The 20,645-nt window shown below is 58.2% G+C and carries 18 protein-coding genes, 1 tRNA gene and 1 pseudogene; 11 read left to right on the top strand and 9 right to left on the bottom strand.

The genetic code is table 11. From position 1 onward, the window contains the following. Positions 1-36: 36 nt before the first annotated feature. The 7 genes from CC94_RS22740 to CC94_RS23500 all read left to right on the top strand — a co-directional run bounded on the left by CC94_RS22740 (position 37) and on the right by CC94_RS23500 (position 3,914). Complete coding sequence (locus tag CC94_RS22740; RefSeq protein ID WP_005373235.1) at positions 37-240, top strand: helix-turn-helix transcriptional regulator; 204 nt, start codon at positions 37-39, stop codon at positions 238-240. Next, positions 237-989, top strand: a complete 753-nt coding sequence (locus CC94_RS24205; RefSeq protein ID WP_005373234.1) for a KilA-N domain-containing protein — start codon at positions 237-239, stop codon at positions 987-989. Before CC94_RS22740 ends, CC94_RS24205 begins: the two co-directional genes overlap by 4 nt. After that, positions 986-1,285, top strand: a complete 300-nt coding sequence (locus CC94_RS0101185) for a hypothetical protein (RefSeq protein WP_005373233.1) — start codon at positions 986-988, stop codon at positions 1,283-1,285. Before CC94_RS24205 ends, CC94_RS0101185 begins: the two co-directional genes overlap by 4 nt. 141 nt (positions 1,286-1,426) lie before the next feature. Beyond that, on the top strand, positions 1,427-2,308 hold the full coding sequence (locus tag CC94_RS21070; protein WP_157203345.1) for a hypothetical protein: 882 nt from the start codon (positions 1,427-1,429) through the stop codon (positions 2,306-2,308). A 29-nt stretch (positions 2,309-2,337) separates the two neighbouring features. Continuing rightward, positions 2,338-2,706 (top strand): hypothetical protein, encoded by a 369-nt coding sequence (locus CC94_RS0101175; RefSeq protein ID WP_005373230.1) that lies wholly within the window; start codon positions 2,338-2,340, stop codon positions 2,704-2,706. A 576-nt stretch (positions 2,707-3,282) separates the two neighbouring features. Continuing rightward, the gene (locus CC94_RS0101170) at positions 3,283-3,759 is read left to right on the top strand and encodes a LexA family transcriptional regulator (protein WP_005373228.1); all 477 of its coding nucleotides are present in this window, start codon (positions 3,283-3,285) and stop codon (positions 3,757-3,759) included. Next, a complete protein-coding gene (locus CC94_RS23500; protein WP_005373227.1) occupies positions 3,756-3,914 on the top strand; it encodes a hypothetical protein in 159 nt (52 codons plus the stop codon). The genes CC94_RS0101170 and CC94_RS23500 overlap by 4 nt, the downstream gene beginning before the upstream one ends. A gap of 785 nt (positions 3,915-4,699) precedes the next feature. On the opposite strand, the gene CC94_RS0101155 is transcribed toward CC94_RS23500, so the two are convergent. Continuing rightward, positions 4,700-4,775: transfer RNA gene (locus CC94_RS0101155), tRNA-Thr, on the bottom strand. Positions 4,776-4,829: 54 nt separating this feature from the next. Beyond that, positions 4,830-5,843, bottom strand: a complete 1,014-nt coding sequence (locus CC94_RS0101150) for a hydrolase (protein ID WP_005373225.1) — start codon at positions 5,841-5,843, stop codon at positions 4,830-4,832. Between the two features lie 149 nt (positions 5,844-5,992). Here CC94_RS0101150 and CC94_RS0101145 point away from each other — a divergent pair, with 149 nt between their 5' ends. From CC94_RS0101145 to CC94_RS22085, 4 genes and pseudogenes are all read left to right on the top strand, one after another. Beyond that, positions 5,993-6,310 carry a hypothetical protein gene (locus CC94_RS0101145; protein WP_245549379.1) on the top strand — a complete coding sequence of 106 codons (318 nt, stop codon included), beginning with the start codon at positions 5,993-5,995 and terminating at the stop codon, positions 6,308-6,310. Next, positions 6,307-6,507 carry a hypothetical protein gene (locus CC94_RS0101140; RefSeq protein ID WP_005373221.1) on the top strand — a complete coding sequence of 67 codons (201 nt, stop codon included), beginning with the start codon at positions 6,307-6,309 and terminating at the stop codon, positions 6,505-6,507. The genes CC94_RS0101145 and CC94_RS0101140 overlap by 4 nt, the downstream gene beginning before the upstream one ends. A 6-nt stretch (positions 6,508-6,513) precedes the next feature. After that, positions 6,514-10,151, top strand: a pseudogene (locus CC94_RS24200) (hydantoinase B/oxoprolinase family protein). Between the two features lie 319 nt (positions 10,152-10,470). Beyond that, positions 10,471-11,715, top strand: a complete 1,245-nt coding sequence (locus CC94_RS22085) for a hypothetical protein (RefSeq protein WP_157203344.1) — start codon at positions 10,471-10,473, stop codon at positions 11,713-11,715. 89 nt (positions 11,716-11,804) lie between these two features. Here the strand turns inward: CC94_RS22085 and gloB are convergent, their stop codons facing one another. The 7 genes from gloB to shc are packed head-to-tail and all read right to left on the bottom strand — an operon-like array spanning position 11,805 to position 20,636. Next, positions 11,805-12,569, bottom strand: coding sequence for a hydroxyacylglutathione hydrolase (gloB, locus tag CC94_RS0101125; protein ID WP_005373216.1), 765 nt, complete (start codon positions 12,567-12,569; stop codon positions 11,805-11,807). Between the two features lie 9 nt (positions 12,570-12,578). Then, on the bottom strand, positions 12,579-14,441 hold the full coding sequence (gene dxs / locus CC94_RS0101120) for a 1-deoxy-D-xylulose-5-phosphate synthase (RefSeq protein ID WP_031429529.1): 1,863 nt from the start codon (positions 14,439-14,441) through the stop codon (positions 12,579-12,581). A gap of 1 nt (position 14,442) precedes the next feature. Further along, positions 14,443-16,098 carry a copper resistance D family protein gene (locus CC94_RS0101115; RefSeq protein WP_005373212.1) on the bottom strand — a complete coding sequence of 552 codons (1,656 nt, stop codon included), beginning with the start codon at positions 16,096-16,098 and terminating at the stop codon, positions 14,443-14,445. 12 nt (positions 16,099-16,110) lie between these two features. Then, the gene (locus CC94_RS0101110; RefSeq protein WP_005373210.1) at positions 16,111-16,467 is read right to left on the bottom strand and encodes a copper resistance CopC family protein; all 357 of its coding nucleotides are present in this window, start codon (positions 16,465-16,467) and stop codon (positions 16,111-16,113) included. A 13-nt stretch (positions 16,468-16,480) separates the two neighbouring features. After that, positions 16,481-17,872: an aspartate aminotransferase family protein gene (locus tag CC94_RS0101105; RefSeq protein WP_005373208.1), complete on the bottom strand. Its 1,392-nt coding sequence runs from the start codon at positions 17,870-17,872 to the stop codon at positions 16,481-16,483. Between the two features lie 56 nt (positions 17,873-17,928). Further along, positions 17,929-18,684 carry a phosphorylase family protein gene (locus tag CC94_RS0101100; protein ID WP_005373206.1) on the bottom strand — a complete coding sequence of 252 codons (756 nt, stop codon included), beginning with the start codon at positions 18,682-18,684 and terminating at the stop codon, positions 17,929-17,931. Further along, positions 18,681-20,636 (bottom strand): squalene--hopene cyclase, encoded by a 1,956-nt coding sequence (gene shc, locus CC94_RS0101095; RefSeq protein ID WP_005373204.1) that lies wholly within the window; start codon positions 20,634-20,636, stop codon positions 18,681-18,683. The genes CC94_RS0101100 and shc overlap by 4 nt, the downstream gene beginning before the upstream one ends. Positions 20,637-20,645: the final 9 nt, after the last annotated feature.

Genomic DNA, 20,645 nt, shown 5'->3' with positions numbered 1-20,645 from the left:
TTTATAGTGACCTCTCCTAAAAAACAAGAGGTCCAGATGAGACGAATTATCAAGCGCAAAGACGCCGCCGCAATGGTCGGCGTATCCATCAAAACGATCCCATTGCTCATCAAAGAAAACGGCTTTCCCAAGCCGGTGTCGGTTGGAAAATCCGACGGGTGGATCGATACCGAAATTCAGGAATGGATTGAGAAGAAAATTGCCGAACGGGATACATCTCTGGCCGGAGGTGCACAATGAGTGATTTGATTATTTCAGAAGTTTTGGTGCGTATTGATGGGGACGGTAGATATTGCCTGAATGATCTGCATAAGGCCGCTGGCGGCGAATCCAGGCATCAGCCGGCAAAATGGCTGATAACTCAACAAGCTATTGATTTGATAGAGCTTCTCAAATCTGAGAAGCGCGATACCGGAATTCTGGTATCGAAACAAAATCAACCACTTAAAGTTTATAAGGGCGGGAGTAGTTGGCAAGGAACTTTCGTTGCAAAAGATTTAGTTTACGCATACGCCATGTGGATTAGCGCAGCATTTCATCTGAAGGTGATTCGAGCCTATGACGCCTTGGTCACTGGTTCCATTCGACCCATGACGCAATTGGAGTTTGCCAGAGCTCAAGTCAGATTGCTTGAACAGCTTGAAGAAACCCAAAATCAACTTCAGATAGCAATTGACACTAAAGCCGAAATCGGCAGTCGGCGTGAAGCGACCGCGATGAACACCGCCTCGCAGGAAAGGAAGCGGGCCAATCGACTTGAAGCCGAGCTGGATCGCTCGAAGCAGTATTGCACGGTCAAGCGCATGGAAATGTTGCAGCACGGACAAAAATTCAATTGGCGTTTGCTCAAGTCAACGGGGATTGCGATGGGCATCGAGCCGATCGACGTATTTGACGCTAATTACGGGACCGTCAAAGCCTACCGTGCCGACGTGTGGCTGGAAGCCTACGCGATCAATCTGGCGGACCTCGTGGAAGGTGCCGCATGAGTATTGACACGAATAACCGCTACGCCGCGCTGGCGCTCGCCGGTATTTGCTCATCTTGCAGTCAGCCCATGCCGCCCCTTTCGCAAGAGGAAATCCAGGAACGGCTGGAAGAATGCGAAGACGATCAGTTCGAGTGCGATCGCTGCACCATTGATACACTTATCATGGCCGGGTGGGAGGTCGAAACCTTCGAAGAGTGCCTGTCTGATTATCTGCAGAGCCCTCTGAAGGATTACCTTCTCGCCGCCTTCGAACGCCGTAGCGCCAAAACCGAAACTCAACCGGTGGAGGCGTAACCCATGTTGCCCCAAAAACCGAAATTCAGCATCTACGGCGCCAAGAAAGAGCTCAAGGCGAACCGGGAATTCGATCAGAACCGCCGCGACCATGCCAACAACATCCTCAATCCGGACCAGATTCAAGGGAAGGCCTGGCGGGTGACCAAGGCTTTAAAGACAACGCTGGGCCTTGAGTCCGGAGAAGCCGCACGGCCCATCACCAAGCAGGACCTGCTGGTATTTAACCGCAATATCCAAGCCCTGCAAGGCAAGGTCGAGAAAGGCGTGACGGCCGTGGAAGTCATCAGTATGAGCACCGAAGCCGATAAGAAGCGGTGCAAGGAGCAAATCCATATGGCGGTGCCGGGCTTTATGAAAGCGGGCGACGTGCACTTCATCACTAACGCCGGTCCAAAATCCAAGGCAGATCGGAAGCGTCACAATGTTCACATCATCCTATCTGACTACGAAAAAGGGTTAGCCAAAGGAACGCCATTACAAGCGGCCAAGGAAATCGCCCGCGGCAATATCAAGCTCGATTGCGACTGCGAGCATCATACCTTCACTTTTCGGTATATCGCCACCTTGATGGGCGCCAACGCCGGCCGGGCCGAGACCGGTTTCCCCAAGCAGCGGAATCCTTCCCTGGAAGGCATTGCCTGCAAGCACGTGTTGCGGGTGATGATTGAATTGAGCACCTCGATCTTCATCTGGAAGAAAATCGCCGCGATGATCGAGGCCGACCGCCAGAAAAACGCTTCCAAAGCGACGAGATCCCGCCAGAAATCGGTCCAGTTGACGCCATCCGAAGTCACCGAACTAGCCGGCAAGCAAGACAAGAATCGCCGCGCCATCAAGCCTATAGAGGATCGCGCGGCGGCCAAGGCACGGGCGGAAATGACCGAAAAGATAAAGAACGCGCCGCCGCCGAAGAAGATTAAACCGGCTTCCAAATCCATCGAGAAAGCAGCGCAATTGCTGGCGCGTGAGTTCAACATGACGCCAGAGCAAGTGCTTGCTGGGCTCAAAGACAGACAATAACCCAACTTTTCACCTCAGGAGTCAATCCCATGAAACAACCGTACCCCGATTTTAAACATCGCGCCATGCCAGACGGCGGCGACTACGCAGACTTTTTGCCGTTCGACCTCTTCGCCTACGTGAGCGACAAGACGGCCGTCATTACCGATGAGCTTTATACGGTGATCGACCAATTCAAGTTCCCGGACGACCCGCGCCGGTTAGACGAGAGCAATATCAATACGCTGGAGTCGGCTCGACATAACGTGCTCGACGTGCTGACGATGGTCGAGTGGTTCCTGGCGAATTTCGAGATGGTCAGGCATGAAGGCGAGCCGCACCCGGAAGAGGGCTTGCCGTTGCCGACGGATCCCTTGAACGACACAAAGCCGATCCTGGAATTGGTGAAAAGCGAATAGAGGAGATCGGCACAGATTTGAGCCAATCATTTACGGTTTAAAAGATGGTGGAAATTTCCACCATGAGAGAATTCAAGGGTTTATCTCAGCTACAAACCGGCTGAGCACGGTTAAGGCAGCGCTGGATTCCAGCGCCGCCCTGCTGCCAGCATCGATCCCGGATCACAAATCCGGGGTTGCTGGCGGTGAAAATAATGCCACGCTCGATGCGGCAGGTCAAGAAGGCGGCACGCGCATGGTCAACTAGACAAATTGCCCACAGTGCGGCTCGACCGATAAATTTCTGTGCCTTCCGGCTTGACATCCATCCGCTGACGGCGTTATTCTTTTGCCGCGGTCGACATTGACCGCCGGGATTACCACCCCGCTTTAACCACAAAGATGCCGGCGCATCTAGCGCCTTTTTTATGCCTATCAGTTTTACGGTACGGGAACCCTGTATCGTTTGCGTTATGACGGGCTGGCTTGGGCCGCCTTCGGGCGGGCCGCTTCTTTGTGGGCGGTTGTGGTAACCCGAGTCAGTCCGTCACCTATACCACAGGGCGGCGGTCTCTTCATCACACAAAGGAGACTCTCATGTCCGAAAACACCCGCGACTTAGCCAATACTCACCAGCATCACAAAGATAACCCCCGGAACGATGTCATTCGGGTTCCAAAATCGCTGAATCCCGGAATCAATTCCTACGCCGCAAAGATACACGATGATTGTTTAGCCCCATTTTTCCATGATGGAGACATTCTAGTTTTCGATCCCGATCAAGAGCCCCAAGTAGATGAGTTTGCCGCCATCTGGTGGAAAGACGGCGATCGGCCGCCGAGCGTCTTTCGTCTTGTTCTTGGGCTTTTGCCCGCTGAACTTCAGTCGCTGAAGGCATGCAATGCAGAGTTCGCAATTCTGTGCGAGCAACTGAATCCGCATAAACAATTCTCCATTCCCTGGTCGGCAGTCGAAGCCGTGCATAAGGTGCTTGGCAAAGTATCAGCATCTCCCGCGCAATGTAATGGCGATGAAAGCCTCCCAGAGGAAGAAGCTAACGAGGCAGGCGCATGAGTCCCGAAACCCCAAGACTGGCGGCGTGGCTTAAGGCGCTGGACCCTGAAAACCTGCTGAAGTGGTTTGCCCAAACCGCTGAAGAGTCGATGGGAATCGATTATGAGCTGAGCCAGCTTCGTTCGCAGGACACAACAACGGAAGATATTGAATGAACGCAAAAACCCGTAAGCCCGGCCGTCGTTGACGGGCGATCCTGAAGAAACCGGCTTGCCGCAGGGCAGCCGGTTTTTTTGTGCCTGCTGACGGGTAGCAAACCGAAACTGCGAGTTTCGGTTTAAGAAGCCCGCAGCCCGCGCCAGCGCTGACCTTGCGGAGTTCAAAAGCGCCATAGATGGCGTATTTGTCGTCCAGCAAAGTCCTTAAATCGGAATTCTCACTTCCGACTTCACCACCGCCACCGCGACGATGCCCGCACACCGCGCCCGCGCTGACCTTGCCGCATCATTAAATTGTTCATCCTGCATTGCAGGCCGCAGCCCGCGGCCGCGCTGACCTTGCCCGGATCCGAGGGCAAACGGCATCCGCTACTCTTGGGAAACAATACCTATATCAAAAATCGTGCCTATCTGTAACGCACGGTTGACGTGTATTTCCAAGAGTTGGCACGGAATCATGCTAGGGAATTTATTATGCTCAATCTGGGAAACAATCAATCGGACCACCACGCCGCCACCCGAAGCCGCGTTGCCCGTGCACGCGTGGGGTTGACGCGGCATAGTGGGGTTTTGGCTAGGGTTGAGCCGCGTTGCCCATGTTTTGCCAAGGGTTACACGCTGGCAATGGCAAGGTTTAGACAAGGGTATTCGTTCTGGCGGATTAGGATCGGGGGAGGCTGAATCCGGATCAGTCAAAAGGCTTTGCTTGACCAAGACCGTAGCACCAGCGTAGCACGAACAAGTCTTTATGAATTTTGTTTGTCTATAACTTATTGATTTTATGGAGCCAATGGCGGGATTCGAACCCGCGACCTACTGATTACGAATCAGTTGCTCTACCGACTGAGCTACATCGGCCTGGTGAAGGGGCTTTTGAAGAGCTGCATATTAAACCATAGATAGCGCTTTATTTTAAGCCCTTCCTGCAAGATTTTTATCGAGATGCAGCGCCAAAAATTCCGGGATCCTTTGTTCCAGCCAGTAGCGTGGCCGGAAAGGGTAGGCGCCGGTGACGAAGCCGACATGGCCGCCGTTTCGGGCGATTTCCAGGTGGACGCTGGGTGACAGTTCACGTTCCTCAGGCAGCACTTCGAGGGTCATGAAGGGATCGTCGGCGGCCTGGATGACTAAGGTCGGCACTACGATCGACTTGAGAAACTGGCGGGAGCTGGACCGCTGGTAGTAGTCGTGAACGTCGCGGTAGCCGTGCAGTCTTGCGACGACGATATCGTCGTATTGCCAGAACGAGTCGATTTCGGCGAGGTTGCCGAGCTGTCTGATTTTTTCGGCTTCCGCCTCGATCCCGAGCGTTTCCAGATGTTGCAGTTTCAAGCGGACGTACCGCTTTAGTTCGCCCAGCAGATTTCCACGGTAGATTTTCGAAAACCCGCGGTCGAGTTTGCTTGCGCAGACGCTCAGCACCAGCGGCACCGAAACCGCAACCGCGGCGAACAGGTCGAGACGGTTGCCTTGTTCGCCGAGCCATTTCAGCAGCACATTCCCGCCTAGCGAAAACCCAATTGCGGCCATCGGCGTTTCCGGCTCGCGCTCGCGCAGGATCCGGTAAAGAAAATGGATGTCTTCGGTTTCGCCGGAGTGATAGCAGCGCGCCAGCCGGTTCGATTCGCCGCTGCAGCCGCGGAAGTTCAGCGCGACGGTGCGCAGGCCCATTTTCGCCAGCGCGTGCTGCAAGCCTTTGATGTAGCCGGACTCCGAGCTGCCGGTCAGCCCGTGCAGCAGGATCACGATCGGCTGGCCGGTTTCGCCGCAGTGGTCGATATCGAGAAAATCGTTATCCGGCGTGGTTAAGCGTTCCCGGCGCAGCGCGCGGGGCGGTTTGGTCGTCCGGAAAAAAGCCGGGAAGATTGTCTGCAGATGGGCATTTTTCAGCCACCAGGCCGGTTTGAAGGAACTGTGAATGATCATTCGAGGGAGTTATAAAGCTGATGGGATAGTTGGACAGGCCGATGCGGAAACCGGGAGGATTTGAACGGTAGGCCTTTACACATTTTTTTGCGCCAAGCCCGCTTTAGACCTCTTTCCAAACCTGCCGCCAATTTCCGCATCCTATCGGCTTGACTTGGCGGCAGCCGTTTCGTTTCTTTGCAAAATTGTCGCACGGCCTTTGCATTGAGGATAAACTTTGCCGACAACATGCCCTCAAGCCGATAAGGAGGCGATATATGATGATGAATATGCCCAATATTTTCCAGGTTTTTATTCTGGGGCTCTTTCTTTTCCTGCCGGTTTGCCTGATCTATCGCAAGGCCGGTTTTCATCCTGCCTGGGCCGCGTTGGTGTTTTTGCCGGTTTTCGGCATGCTGCTGGTTTTTCTCCAGCTGGCGTTTTTGCCGTGGCCCAATCGCCGCAGCGAGCTGGAGCGTAAATTATGACCTTGCTATTTTATATTCTGTTGCCGGTCTATGTTGGATTTTGTCTGTGGCTGGGTTTCCGGATCATCCGGAAAGCCGGTTTCGACGGTTGGTGGACTTTGGTGTTGTTGCTTCCGGTCGTCAATATCGTAATGATCTGGGTCTTCGCCTTCATGCGCTGGCCGACTTTAAGAGAAGATGTCAAACAGGACTTGTAAAGCGGGATGAGACGCTGGCAATTCTGGATAGACCGGGGCGGCACGTTTACCGATCTGGTTGCCTTGAGTCCGGAAGGGCATATCGTGACCCGCAAACTGCTGTCGGAAAATCCCGAACGTTACCGGGATGCGGCGTTGCAGGGCATCCGGGAGATCTTGCGGTTGTCTGCAGGGGCGTCTCTGGCGGCGTTCGTCGACTGCGTCAAAATAGGCACCACGGTCGGCACCAATGCCTTGCTCGAACGCAAAGGGGCGAGGGCGGCTTTGGCGATCACGCGCGGCTTGAAGGATTGTTTGAGAATCGGCTATCAGAACCGGCCGGATCTTTTCGCGCTGAACATCCGGCTGCCGGAGCAGTTGTATGAAACGGCTATCGAGATCGATGCGCGGGTGACCGGGCGTGGCGAAGTTTTGCAGGCGCTGGATACCGAGCAGGCTGTCCGGCAGCTGCAGGCCTTGTACGGTCAGGGTTACCGTGCGCTGGCGATCGTGTTGATGCACGCCTGGCGCTATCCCGAACACGAACGGCAACTCGCCGATATCGCCCGCCGGATCGGTTTTGCGCAGGTATCGGTTTCGCATGAAGTCAGCCCGTTGATGAAGATCGTCAGCCGGGGCGATACGACGGTGGTCGACGCGTATCTGTCGCCGTTGCTCGGGCATTATGTCGCGCAGGTCGCCGAAGGCCTGGGCAATCCGAAGTCTGTGGAGAGAGATAGGGAGTCTGTTGCAAATTCGCCGGCGGAGAGAGGCGGCCAGCCGCGGCTGATGTTCATGCAGTCGAACGGCGGTCTGACCGAGGCACATGCGTTTCAAGGCAAGGACTGCATTCTCTCGGGGCCGGCCGGCGGGATCGTCGGAGCGTCGGCGGTGGCCGAACGGGCCGGTTTCGGCAAGATCATCGCCTTCGACATGGGCGGTACCTCGACCGATGTTGCGCATTATGCCGGTGAGCTGGAACGCAGTTTTGAAACCGAGGTGGCCGGGGTCCGTATGCGCGCGCCGATGATGGCGATCCATACCGTCGCGGCGGGAGGCGGTTCGATTCTGCATTTCGACGGGATACGCTATCGCGTCGGGCCGGAATCGGCGGGCGCGAACCCCGGCCCGGCCTGTTACCGGCGGGGCGGGCCGTTGACGGTAACCGACGCGAATCTGCTGCTCGGCAAGCTGCCTTTGTTCCCGAACGTGTTCGGCCCGAACGGCGATTTGCCGCCGGATGCCGAAAGGGTCCGGGAACTGTTCGGCGATCTGACCGGACGTATCAAGGCACAAACCGGCGATACGCGAAGCCCCGAGCAAGTCGCCGAAGGCTTTCTGGACATCGCGGTCGAGAATATGGCGACAGCCATCAAAAAAATCTCGGTGCAGAGAGGCTACAATGTCGCCGAATACACCCTGTGCTGCTACGGCGCGGCGGGCGGACAACATGCCTGCAAGATTGCGGATCGCCTCGGCATGCGCACCGTGCTGCTGCACCCTCTGGCCGGAGTATTGTCGGCTTACGGAATGGGGCTGGCCGATTTTCGGGTACTGAAGGAGCAGGCGCTGGAATTGCCCTGGGATGAGGCTTCGGGGGCTATTTTGCATGCCCGGCTGCAGGGGCTTGAAGAACAGGGCAGACAGGCGCTGAACGCGCAGGGCGTGGGCAGCCTGCAGGTGCGAACCGTACGGCGTCTGCTGCTGCGTTTCCAGGGCACCGATACGAGTTTGCCGGTCGATGTTGCCGATAAGGCGGTGATGCTTGAGGATTTCAAACGGCAATACCGCCAGCGTTTCGGGTTCTGTTATGAAGACCGCCCCTTGCTGGTCGAAACTGCGTTGGTCGAGTGTATCGGCAGCGAGGCATATGCGCTTGGCGCCGATGCCGTTCAGGCCGGAGGCAGTGGCCTCCCCGAGTTATTTACTTCGATGTTCAGCCACGGTCAATGGCATCGGACGCCGGTTTTTCACAGGGATAGTCTGCGGATTTCCGAATCTATCGACGGTCCTGCGATCATCGTCGAGCCGACCTCGACGATCGTAATTGAACCAGGCTGGCGAGGTGAACTGCGGCAAGACGGCAACCTTCTGCTGAGCCGCGTGCAGCCGATTACGCGAGCCTATGCGGCAGGTACGCGCGCCGACCCGGTGCTGCTCGAAATCTTCAATAAACTGTTCATGTCGATCGCCGAGCAGATGGGGTTCGTGCTGCAAAACACCGCGCATTCGGTCAATATCAAGGAACGCCTGGATTTTTCCTGCGCGCTGTTCGACGTGGAGGGGCAGTTGATCGCGAACGCGCCGCACATTCCGGTGCATCTGGGCTCGATGGGCGAAAGCGTGCGGGCGCTGCTTCGGCGGCATCGGGACGACTGGAAGCGCGGCGATGTGTATCTGCTCAACTCCCCGTACGCGGGCGGAACCCATTTGCCGGACATTACGGTGGTGACGCCGGTGTTTGCGCCGGGCGGCGAAGAATTGCTGTTCTTCACCGCCTCGCGCGGCCATCATGCCGACATCGGCGGCATCTCGCCGGGATCGATGCCCGCGCACAGCTGCCGCATCGAGGAGGAAGGCGTTTGCAGCGAAGGGCTCAAAATCGTCGAGCAGGGCCGTTTCCGGGAAGCCGAGCTGCGTGCCTGGCTGACTTCCGGCCCCTATCCGGCGCGCAATCCGGAACAGAATCTTGCCGATCTGCAGGCGCAGATTGCGGCGAACGAAAAGGGCGCGCGCGAACTGCTGCAGATGGTCGAACATTATTCGCTGCCGGTCGTGCAGGCCTATATGCGCTATGTGCAGGACAATGCCGAAGCTTGCGTGCGCGCAGTGCTGGAAAAACTGCCGGGCGGCTCGTTTGAACAGGTCATGGACGACGGCGCGAAGATCCGCGTAGAAGTCAGCATCGATCGCGAGCAACGCCGGGCGCGAATCGATTTTTCCGGCACATCCGAACAGCTCGCGAGCAATTTCAATGCGCCGGCGGCGGTGTGCAAGGCGGCCGTCCTGTACGTGTTCAGGACCCTGGTGCGGGACGATATCCCGTTGAATGCGGGCTGCCTGAAGCCGCTCGACATCGTGATACCGGAAGGATCGCTATTGAATCCGAGTTATCCGGCTGCGGTGGTCGCGGGGAATGTCGAAACTTCGCAGATGATCGTCGACACGTTGTACGGCGCGTTGGGCCTTTTGGCCGCGTCGCAGGGCACGATGAACAATTTCACGTTCGGCAACGGCCGTTACCAGTATTACGAAACGATCTGCGGCGGCGCCGGTGCGGGCCGGGGCTTCGACGGTTGTTCGGCGGTGCACACCCACATGACCAACTCGCGCATCACCGATCCGGAAGTGCTGGAATGGCGTTTCCCGGTGCTGCTGAATCAGTTTTCGATTCGCGAACACAGCGGCGGCGAGGGGCGTTGGCGGGCGGGGACGGCGCGGTGCGCCGGATCCAGTTCCTGGAGCCGATGATCGCAGGGATTCTATCCGGCCGCCGAATGGCGGCGCCTTTCGGCCTCGACGGCGGCAAGGCCGGAATGCCTGGCATCAATCGCGTGATCCGCCGCGATGGGACGATTGAAGTCGTTCCGGGCTGTGCCCAAATCGAAATGGCTTCGGGAGATCAGTTTCAAATCGAAACACCGGGCGGAGGCGGATGCGGTTAGCGAAGAGCCGGGCGGTGGAGTGGAGAAGGGAGGGCTGTATCGAAGAATCGGCTTGAGCCTTATGAAAATGGCTGTTCGGCTTCAACCCCAGAACCCTGGGACTTGTGATTGCCGAACGAATCCGTCGGCCGCGCAAGGCAGGCTTTACCCGTGAATGGGTTTGGCATATGATTACACCGATTTACTCTTTAATTATTAAAATAAAAGAAAGGTAACCTTAAACATGGCAAAAAATTTACTAGAACGGTTTCTTGATATTGCGACAAGTAAACTGACCGGGCCGATAGGCAATGACATTTATATAAAGGAAGAAACAGAAGTGAATACTGGATTAACCGGCGTAGCGAGATATCTGGCTAAACAAGAGCAGGCGGCGCAAGCTGCGGCGGCGATGACCGGCGTGGAGAAATATCTCGCTCGACAAGCCGCAGCCGCCAAACCGGCCGCAGCAGAGACGGTTTCGGCGCCCGTCGCCGAAGCGGCTGCCACTCCGGCTCCGGAACCTGCCGCGCCCATGTCGCGCGTAGCGCGTTATCTGGCCAGCCAGGAAGCGGCTGCCAAACCGGCGGAGGCGGCTGCCGAGCCCGAGGCGGTAGCCGCCGAGCCCGAAGCTCCGGTTCAAGAGGCGGCACCCGTGTCGCGGGTGGCGAAATACCTGGCCAGCCAAGCGGCTGTGGCCGAAGTGGCCGTTACCGAAGCAGCTGCCGCTCCGGCAGCACCGGCTCCGGAACCTGCCGCGCCCATGTCGCGCGTAGCGCGCTATCTGGCCAGCCAGGAAGCGGCCGCCAAGCCGGCGGAGGCGGCTGCCGAGCCCGAGGCGGTAGCCGCCGAGCCCGAAGCTCCGGTTCAAGAGGCGCCGCCCGTGTCGCGGGTGGCGAAATACCTGGCCAGCCAGACGGCCGCGGCCAAAGCGGCCGTTACCGAAGCGGAAACGGCTGTCGCTCCGGCAGCACCGGCTCCGGAACCTGCTGCGCCCATGTCGCGCGTAGCGCGTTATCTGGCCAGCCAGCAAGCGGCCGCCAAGCCCGAGGCAATAGCCGTCGAGCCTGCGGCTGCCGAGACAGCTCCTCAATCCGAGGCCCTTGCCGAGGAAAAAGCCGAGCAAGAAACCGGCGCCCCGTTGTCCCGTGTCGCCAAATACCTCGCGGCGGTCGGCAAAGAGTTCAAACCGGCTGCCGCCAAAAAACCCGAAGTCGCTCCGGAACCCGAAGCGGAACCGGCAAAGCGCACCGGCGTAAGCAAATATCTGGCTGGTCAAAACAAGTCGGTGGCGGAGTCCTCGGGCATCGCCTCGGCGGCGCAAGTGATCCAGAACCTCGGAAAAATTGAAGAACCGTCGGAAGCAATCGAAGTCGCCGGGTCGGCCGGCGATTCGGATAGCGTTATACGGCGGGATGACGACAAACAATGTCAGGCGAGCACGGCGAAGGGAACGCAGTGCAAAAACAAATCGAACCTGGGCCATATTCAGGTATCGGTGAACGATCAGGACTATCGGTTCAGCGTGTGTACCCAACATAACAACGAAAACTTCAAACCTTTCGCGGAATTGTTGGAATCCTGAAACAGCTTTGCCCGGCCTTTCGCAGTGAAACGCGAGAGGCCGTGCTTTCCTCTCCGTAAATTTACGGGTTGCTACCTGTAACTCCCCACTTAAAACCTGTCTTTCAAACGCCGGATTTCGGCAAATACCCGAACGGGCGCCGCATCTCTCAAGCGGATGGTCTCTTGGATCGAGAGGCTGTTTTCTCTGAAAAACGGATTGGTGGCGAGTTCTTCGCCGATCGTCGAGGGTACGGTCGGCAAACCTCGGGTCCGCAGTTCATCCACTTGTCGCATTTTCTCGATCAATGCCGGATTGTCCGGTTCCACCGTCAGCGCGAAGCGGCCGTTGTTTTGGGTGTATTCGTGCGTGCAATAAATCTGAGTATCGGCCGGCAGCGCTTTCAATCGCTGCAAAGACTCCCACATCTGCTCGGCGGAGCCTTCGAACAGGCGGCCGCAGCCCATCACGAACAAGGTATCGCCGCAGAATAAAAGTCGGTCTTCGGCAAAATGATAGACGACGTGGCCGAGCGTATGGCCAGGCGTGGACATCACGCGGGCGGTATGATTGCCGAGGGATATCGTGTCGCCTTCGGATACGCCCAGGTCGATGCCGGGAATTCGGTGGCGGTCGGCCGAAGGCGCAATTATGCGGCAGCCGGTCTGCTGTTGCAGTTCCAGATTGCCGCCGACGTGATCCCCGTGGTGGTGGGTGTTCAAAATGTAGGTCAACTGCCAGCCTTTGCTCGCCAACACGTCCAGCACCGGCCGCGCTTCGGCCGGATCGACCACCGCGGTATTCCGGGACACAGGATCGTGGATCAGGTAAATGTAGTTGTCGGCCAGGACCGGTATCTGGACGATTTCAAGCATAGGTTAATGTCAGCCGATAAACGCTTCGATGCGGTCGGCGATGCCCAGGGCATCGAGGCCGCAGAGGGCAAGCAGTTCTTCACGGGTGCCCTGCTCGACGAAAGCGTCGGGGAGGCCCAGGTTCAAGACCGGCATCAGGATGCGCTGGGCCTGCAGGCACTGGTTCACCGCACTGCCGGCCCCGCCCGCGAGCACGTTCTCCTCGACCGTGACCAGGATTTCATGGCTGTCGGCGAGCTCGCGGATCAAGGCGGCATCGAGCGGCTTCACGAAGCGCATGTTGGCGACCGTGGCGCCGAAGCGTTCGGCCGCCTGCAGCGCCGGGGCGACCAGACTGCCCCAGGCCAGGATCGCGATCTTGCTGCCCTGACGGCGGATCTCGCCCTGGCCGATCGGCAGAGCGGTCATCGCCTGCTCGACCGCCGCTCCCGGCCCTTTGCCGCGCGGGTAGCGGACCGCCGCCGGGCCGTCATGGCGAAAGCCGGTATAGAGCATCTGCCGGCACTCGTTCTCGTCGGCCGGGGCCATCACCACCATATTCGGCACGCAGCTCAGGTAGCTGAAATCGAAGCTGCCGGCATGGGTCGGGCCGTCGGGACCGACCAGGCCGGCCCGGTCCAGCGCGAACAGTACGTCCAGGTTCTGGATCGCGACATCATGAATCAGTTGGTCGTAGGCTCGCTGCAGAAAGGTCGAATAGATCGCCACTACCGGCTTGGCGCCCTGGCAGGCCTGGCCCGCGGCCAGGGTCACCGCATGCTGCTCGGCGATGGCGACATCGAAATAACGGTCCGGGAAGCGTTCGGAGAACTTGACTAACCCGGAGCCCTCGCGCATCGCCGGGGTGATGCCGAGCAAGCGCTCGTCCTGTTCGGCCATGTCGCAGAGCCAGCGGCCGAACACTTCGGTGTAGGTGGGGTGCGGGGAGGGGGCCGACTTCGGCAACGAGTCCTGGCGGGGATCGAAGGCGGGCACGCCGTGGTAGGCCAAAGGATCCTTCTCGGCCGGGGCATAGCCCTTGCCCTTCTTGGTGACGATGTGCAAGAGGCGGGGGCCGGGCATCGCCTTCAGGTTTTCCAGGGTCGGCACCAGCACGTCCAGGTCATGGCCGTCGATCGGGCCGATGTAGTTGAAGCCGAGTTCCTCGAACAGCGTCCCCGGCACCACCATGCCTTTGATGTGCGATTCGGTGCGGCGCGCGAGTTCCCAAACGGTCGGCATGCTGCTCAGTACTTTTTTGCTCTCTTCCCAGGCCGACACGTAAAGCCGGCTGGAGAGGATTTTGGCTAAATAATTATTCATCGCGCCGACGTTCGGCGAGATCGACATCTCGTTGTCGTTCAGAATCACCAACACATTCGCATCCAGGGCCCCGGCATGGTTCATCGCCTCGTAGGCCATCCCGCCGGTGATGCTGCCGTCGCCGATGATCGCCACCATCTGCTTGTGTTCGCCTTTCCGGGCGGCCGCGATGGCCATGCCCAGGGCGGCGCTGATCGAGGTGCTGGAATGGCCGACCCCGAAGGCGTCGTACTCGCTCTCGCTGCGGGACGGGAACGCGGCGATGCCGCCGAAGGTGCGGATCGTGGTCATGCGGCCTTTGCGGCCGGTCAGGATCTTGTGCGGGTAGGCCTGGTGGCCGACGTCCCAGACCAGTTGGTCCTCGGGGGTGTTGAACACGTAGTGCAGCGCCACGGTCAGCTCGACCGTGCCGAGCCCGGCCGCGAAGTGGCCGCCGGAGACGCTGACCGTGTGGGTCAGGTAGTCGCGCAGTTCCTTGGCGAGCGGCTTGAGTTGATCCTTGTTCAGCTTGCGCAGATCCGCAGGCAGATTGATCTGGTCGAGTAGCGGAAATTCGGTCGTGAGTTTCATATTAGTACAGGGGTTCGCGATAGAACATCAGAATAAGCCCCATCTGGAACAGAGCTGCAACGGAGACGAAGCCGGCAATATCCTTGCCAGGCTTGTCGAGCTTTAGTTCGAGCCAGCGGCCGGTGGCGAGGATCAGCGCAAACACGCCCATCGCGGTATGGCCGACCTGGATCAGAAAAGCGCTTTTGGCCTGAAAGCCGACATGCGAGTGGGTCAACAGCATCAGTCCTCCGAAGGCGGCCAGCACCGGAAACACCAGCGGCAGGCGCGGGTTTTGATTGCTCTGCATGCGCGCCCGGATTTCGATCACGCCGAGCACGAAGACCAGCAGGGTCGCGATCCGGTGCTGCAGGACTTCGCCGTTGTTGAACGTGCTTTCCCAGAAGCCGATCGGGCCGAGCGGCCAGGTTTCCGCATCGCTGCGGAAGAACAGAAAGATGCCGAGCAGCACGAAGCCGAACGGCCAGAATTTGATCGATTCGAAAAAGCGGTCGAGGAAAGGGGCCGGCGATTTCAGATAGGACAGCATCGCGAAAAAGCTCATTACGGTCAGGAAGATGCCGGCGATATTGTGGTTGTAATTCGACCATTCGGTCGCGGCAATCGAAGGCACTTGGCCGATGATCGCAACCCGGCCCGCCTCGCCCGCAATCAGCGCGGTATGGGTCGGCGACGTGGTGCGCGGGATGGCCGGCTTGAAGGTTCCCAGAACTTCCTGCCAGTTGGCGGTCAGGCTCGGGATGTCGATCGCCGGCGGCTGCGAGGCCAGACTGGCGGCGGTAAACAGCAGGGTGATCAGGATAAAGGTTTCGGCTTCGATGTAGTAGGGTACGCTGCGGTTCAGGTGGCTGGGATCACCGCTGATCCCGTAAGCGAGCACCGCATTGCGGTTCAGCCAGGCCAATCCCAATGCGAGCGACAGCAGTGCGATTTTGACCATCAGCAGATTGCCGTAACCGGTGCCGACCAGGCCGTTCCAGGTCGTGATGTATTGCAGCGCGATCGGCGCCCCTGAAATCAGCAACAGGCTGACCGAAGCCATCCCGAAAATCGAAAAGCGTTTGAGTAGGAACGGCCATAAATCGGCTTGAATCTGTCCGCGGTATCTCAGCAGCCAGACGTTGACCAATTGGAATACGCCGCCGATCCAGGCTGCGGCTGCCAACTGGTGCGCGACGGTCAGCGACATTAGCATCACTCGGTTGTCGAAGCGGCCTGCCGCATGGACCAGCCAGGCGCCGGAAATGATCACCGGCAACGTAACCAGGCTGGCGGCGATCCAGTGCGCTTTCGATTCGGCATGCGCGCGCAATATGTGCTGGCAATAAAAAGCCGCCGCCAAAGCCAAGACGGTGCGAATCGCGCCGCCGATGAATTGGGTGGTCGAAGCGAACTCGGGAAAAGGCCAGCGTTCGAGTACCGCCGTCATCAGCCAGACTTTCAGAACGATCTTGAAAAGCTGGGCTCCCGCCAGATAAAAGCCGCCTTTGTACAACAAGGTGATTGTCGTATCCAAATGCACGGCATTGTATCCGTGTTGCCGTTCCCAGGGACGCAACACGAAAAGCCCCCAGAACAAGCTGCCCACCATGAGACAAAAACAAATGAGGTCGAGTCCGCCGATCAGCGAGTCGAGAAAGTCCGCTATGCCTGCCATAAACTAAAAAATTTATTGTGCTACAGAAAAATGGATGACGTCTTCGGTCAAATGGCCGTCGGCGGCAAAGACCTTGAACTTGATCGCGTAATCGCCGGGTTCAAGCGCCGGCACTTCGACGATGAGCTGGCCCTGTTTTTCGCCGTTGCCGATCTTCAGCAGTTCGTGCGTATCGCCTTTACGGACCAGAAACACTTGCGACAGGCCCAGCTCGATCCGCGAATTGAAGGTTATCACCACCTTGTCCGGCCGATTGGCGCGGATAGGCTGCATTTTCAGCGAATAGTCGGTTACCACCGCATGCGCGGCCGCCGGATTGGCTTGGCATAGAGCCAATACCATCAAACACAATTTCAGTAACGCTTTCATCTCGCGATTCTCCTTATTTGCCGGTTTTGCCTTTCAGCGCATGGCTGGCCAGATTCTTGCCCAAGTCCCAGATTGCACCGGAGATCTGATGGGTATCGTAGATCGTTTTGTCGAACGCCGCGATGATGTGGTCGCGGTCTTTCTGGGTCAGGTTCAACGGCGGCAGCAGCTTGACCACGTTCATGCCGTGGCCGGCCACTTGCGACAGAATCCGGTGTTCCTTGAACAGCGGAATCGTGATCATCTGGCAGAACAGGCCCTTGTTCGCCGCTTCGAGCATCGCCCAGGCCGCTTTCAGGGTCAGGCTTTTCGGTGCATGGAACTCGATCGCGATCATCATGCCCTTGCCGCGCGCTTCCTTCAGGAATTCGTATTTCGACGTCATGGCATTTAGCGTTGCGATGATGTCGTCGCCGACTTTGGCGCTGTTTTCGACCAGGTTTTCTTCCTGCATGACATGCAAGGTCGCGAGGCCGGCGGACATCGCCATGTTGTTCTTCGAGAACGTCGAGCCGTGCACCACCGCGCGGTCCATCCGGTTATAGACGCTGTCCATGATCTTGGTGGTCATCGCGACGCCGCCGACCGGCACGAAGCCGCCCGACAGTGCTTTCGCCATGCAGATCATGTCCGGTTTCACGTTCCAGTGCTCGATCGCCCAGAACTTGCCGGTGCGGCCGAGGCCGGTCTGCACTTCGTCGGCGACGAACAGCGTGCCGTATTTCTTGCAGAGTTTTTCGACTTCGGACAGGTAATTGTCGTCCGGGAGATTGACGCCTTTGCCTTGTATCGGTTCGACGATGAAGGCGGCGATATCTTTGCCGCTCAAGGCTTGTTCGAGCGCGGCCGGATCGTTGAACGGGACCGCGCTGCAGCCCGGCAGCAGCGGGCCGAAGCCTTCCCGGAAGATCGGCTCGCCGTTCAGCGATAAAGAACCCATCGTCAGGCCGTGGTAGGCATGTTCGCAGAACACGATTTTCTCGCGTTTGGTCGTGTAGCGGGCGAATTTGATCGCCGCTTCGACCGCTTCGGTGCCGGAGTTGCAGAAGAACATCTTGGTCAGGTTGTCCGGCGTGGTCTTCAGGATTTCCTGCGCCAACAGCCCGCTCAGCACCGAAACGTCCAATTGCACCAGATTCGGCAACTCCAGGGTCAGGGTTTCATGCAGCGCGCTGATTACGGTCGGATGGTTGCGGCCGATCGCGAACACGCCGAAGCCGCTTAAAAGGTCCAGGTATTCGTTATCATGCTGGTCATATAGATATTGGCCGACCGCGCGTTTGTAGTGGCGGTCGTAGCCGATCGTTTTCAAAACCCGAACCATCTGGTTGTTCAGAAACTGTTCGTGCAGGTCGAATTTATCGGTGCTGTGTTGAGCGAAAAGCTCGGCGATGCTGAATGACATAATGAGCGGTCTTTTGTTAATGATTATTTGATGGGCAAAAGCTTTAAAAAAGCCGGTCAAGAGGTTTGCCGGTCGGCAGAAAGGCTGTTGAATTCGGCGATCGATTCAAGCCGGCCGGCGGCCTGTTTCAAGGTCTGTTTAGCCTTGCTGAAATAAAGGCCGAGTTTAATCAGGCTCGGCAATTGTGCAGGGTGGAGAAGCAGGTAGCCTAACAATTTGCCGATTGCGATTTCGCCGTCGGCATCGGTCGCATACACGACCGCTTCCGGCAAACCCATGCCGGCAGGATCGGCGATCGCACGAATCGCCAGGAAAGGCAAACCGCGCTGGTGCGCGACTTTTGCGATTGTGCCGCTTTCCATGTCCAGGGCCAGGGCGCCTGTGAAGGAATGCAGCTGTTTTTTGGCTTTGCCGGAAGTCACGACCGTATGGCTTTCGGCCAAAAGGCCGGTATGCAGAGCGGCCTGTTTGTGCCGGCCGATAAAGGCTTCGGCAAATACCGTTTGGGTATGGCTCAGCCAGTCCGGATTGACCGTGATCTCTTCATTTTCGGAGTCGAGCAGGCGGTCCGCAAGCGTCAGGTCGCCTGCCCGCAGAGACGGTTCGAGCGCCGCGGCGCAGCCCCAACTGATCAGCCGGGAGGCGCCTTTCGAGATTAATAGCTCGGCCGCCGCCGCCGCATTCTTCGGGCCCATGCCGGCGCAGGCGACCAGAATCTTGTCGCCGATGAACACGCAATGGCCCTTGTCGATGCGCTTGGCGGTCAGCGTGACGATCTCTTCGGGCAGGGCGACAACGATACCGGTAATCACGGCCTGGCTAACTCGTTGCGGTAACGCGCCAGAGCCCACAGCGGGAAGAACTTGTCGTAACCGTGATATTTCAGATAGAACACGCGCGGGAAGCCGGGTGCGGTAAAGCATTTGTCGTTCCAGAAGCCGTCGGCCTGCTGTTTGCGCAGCAGAAAGTCGATGCCGGCCTTGACTTCCGGGCTTTTCGTTTCGCCGGCCGCGATCAGGCCGAGCACGGCCCAGGCGGTCTGGAACGCGGTGCTGAACCGGTATTTGCCGCTGAAGCCGGTGTCGTGGTAGCTGAAATTGTCTTCGCCCCAGCCGCCGTCTTCGCGCTGGATGCTCTTCAGCCACGAGGCGGCTTTGGTATACATCGGATCGTCTTTCGGCAGGCCGGTCTGTTCGAGGCCCAACAGCACCGACCAGGTGCCGTAAACGTAGTTGGTGCCCCAGCGGCCGAACCAGGAGCCGTCGGCTTCCTGTTCGCGGCGTAGGTATTCGACCGTGCGTTCGAGCGTCGGCAGATATTCCTTCCGCTCTTCCGCGACCTTCGCCATCAGCATCGCGCAGCGCGCGCTGACGTCGGCGGTTGGCGGATCGAGCAAGGCGCCGTGATCGGCAAACGGAATCTCGTTCAGATAATAATAGGTATTATCCGCATCGAAAGCCCCGTAGCCGCCGTTTTTCGACTGCATGCCTTCGATCCAGCGAGTCGCGCGTTGAACCGGTTCTTCCATGCCGGGCAGGCCGGAATCCGCCATCGCGAAGGCGACGACCGCGGTATCGTCGACGTCGGGATAATGCGGATTGTTGAACTGGAACGCCCAACCACCGCCCGGCAGGTCCGGTTTCGCGACCTGCCAGTCGCCCGGCTCGTCCTTCAACTGCTTGGTTTTGAGCCAGTCGTAGGCTTTCGTCAGGCTGGCCTTGTTGCCGTTCCGATTCGCTTCCTGCAGCGCTAACGCGGCCAGACCGGTATCCCAGACAGGCGACAGGCAGGGCTGGCAATAGGCATCGTTTTCGTTGATTACCAGCAGTTTGTCGATCGATTGGCGCGCGATCACCACATTCGGATGATCCTCCGGCATGCCGAGCAGCAGCATCGATTCGTAGGCATTGACCATGGCCGGAAAAATACCGCCGAGTCCGTCCTCGCCGTTCAAACGCTCGGTGAACCAGTCCAGCGCCTTCTGAATGGCACGCTCGTGCATGGTTTTCGGGATCAGCGGCGCGGTTAGCCGGCCCAGTTTGTCCAGCCCCAGGAAGATCTTGTTCAGCAGCGTTCCTTCCGGGAAATAATGCTTTTCTTCGTCGGGATGGACGGTGAACAGTTCGAGTATGTCGACCTTGTGCGGGTTCTTGGCCTTCGCCTGCATGCTGCACAGGATGAACAGCGGCACCATCACGGTTCGGGACCAGTACGAGACCTTGTCCAGATGGAACGGGAACCATTTCGGGAACAACATGATTTCGACCGGAATATACGGCACGCCGCGCCACGGCAGTTGCTCGAAGGTCGCCAGAGCGATCCGGGTGAATACATTCGCTTTCGCGGCGCCGCCCTGGCTCAAAATCCATTCACGCAGACGTTTCATGTGTGGTGCGTCGATATCGTCGCCGGCCATTTTCAGTGCGTAATAGACCTTCACACTGCCGCTGATGTCGCCAGGTCCTCCGGTAAACAGCGGAAAGCTGCCGTCTTCGGATTGGCGCGAACGCAGATAGTTGGCGATTTTGTTCTGCAGGCCCACATCGATATCGTCGACGAAGTGCATCATCATGATGTACTCGGACGGAATCGTGCAGTCCGCTTCCAGTTCGAAAACCCAAAAGCCGGCCGGATCCTGCAGCTTGATCAGGCTGTCCTGGGCCTTTTTGATCGCCCGGTCGAGATCGTAAGCATGCGATTGGATCGGTGTCGATGAGCTAGGAGCAGAGCCGGTATTTATCTGTGTGTTAGCATCGGTAAACATGGGGTGTCC

The sequence above is a fragment of the Methylomicrobium agile genome (assembly GCF_000733855.1).
Classification (GTDB): domain Bacteria; phylum Pseudomonadota; class Gammaproteobacteria; order Methylococcales; family Methylomonadaceae; genus Methylomicrobium; species Methylomicrobium agile.
The sequence above is the reverse complement of the archived record's forward strand: the minus strand, read 5'-3'. Positions and strand labels throughout refer to the sequence as shown.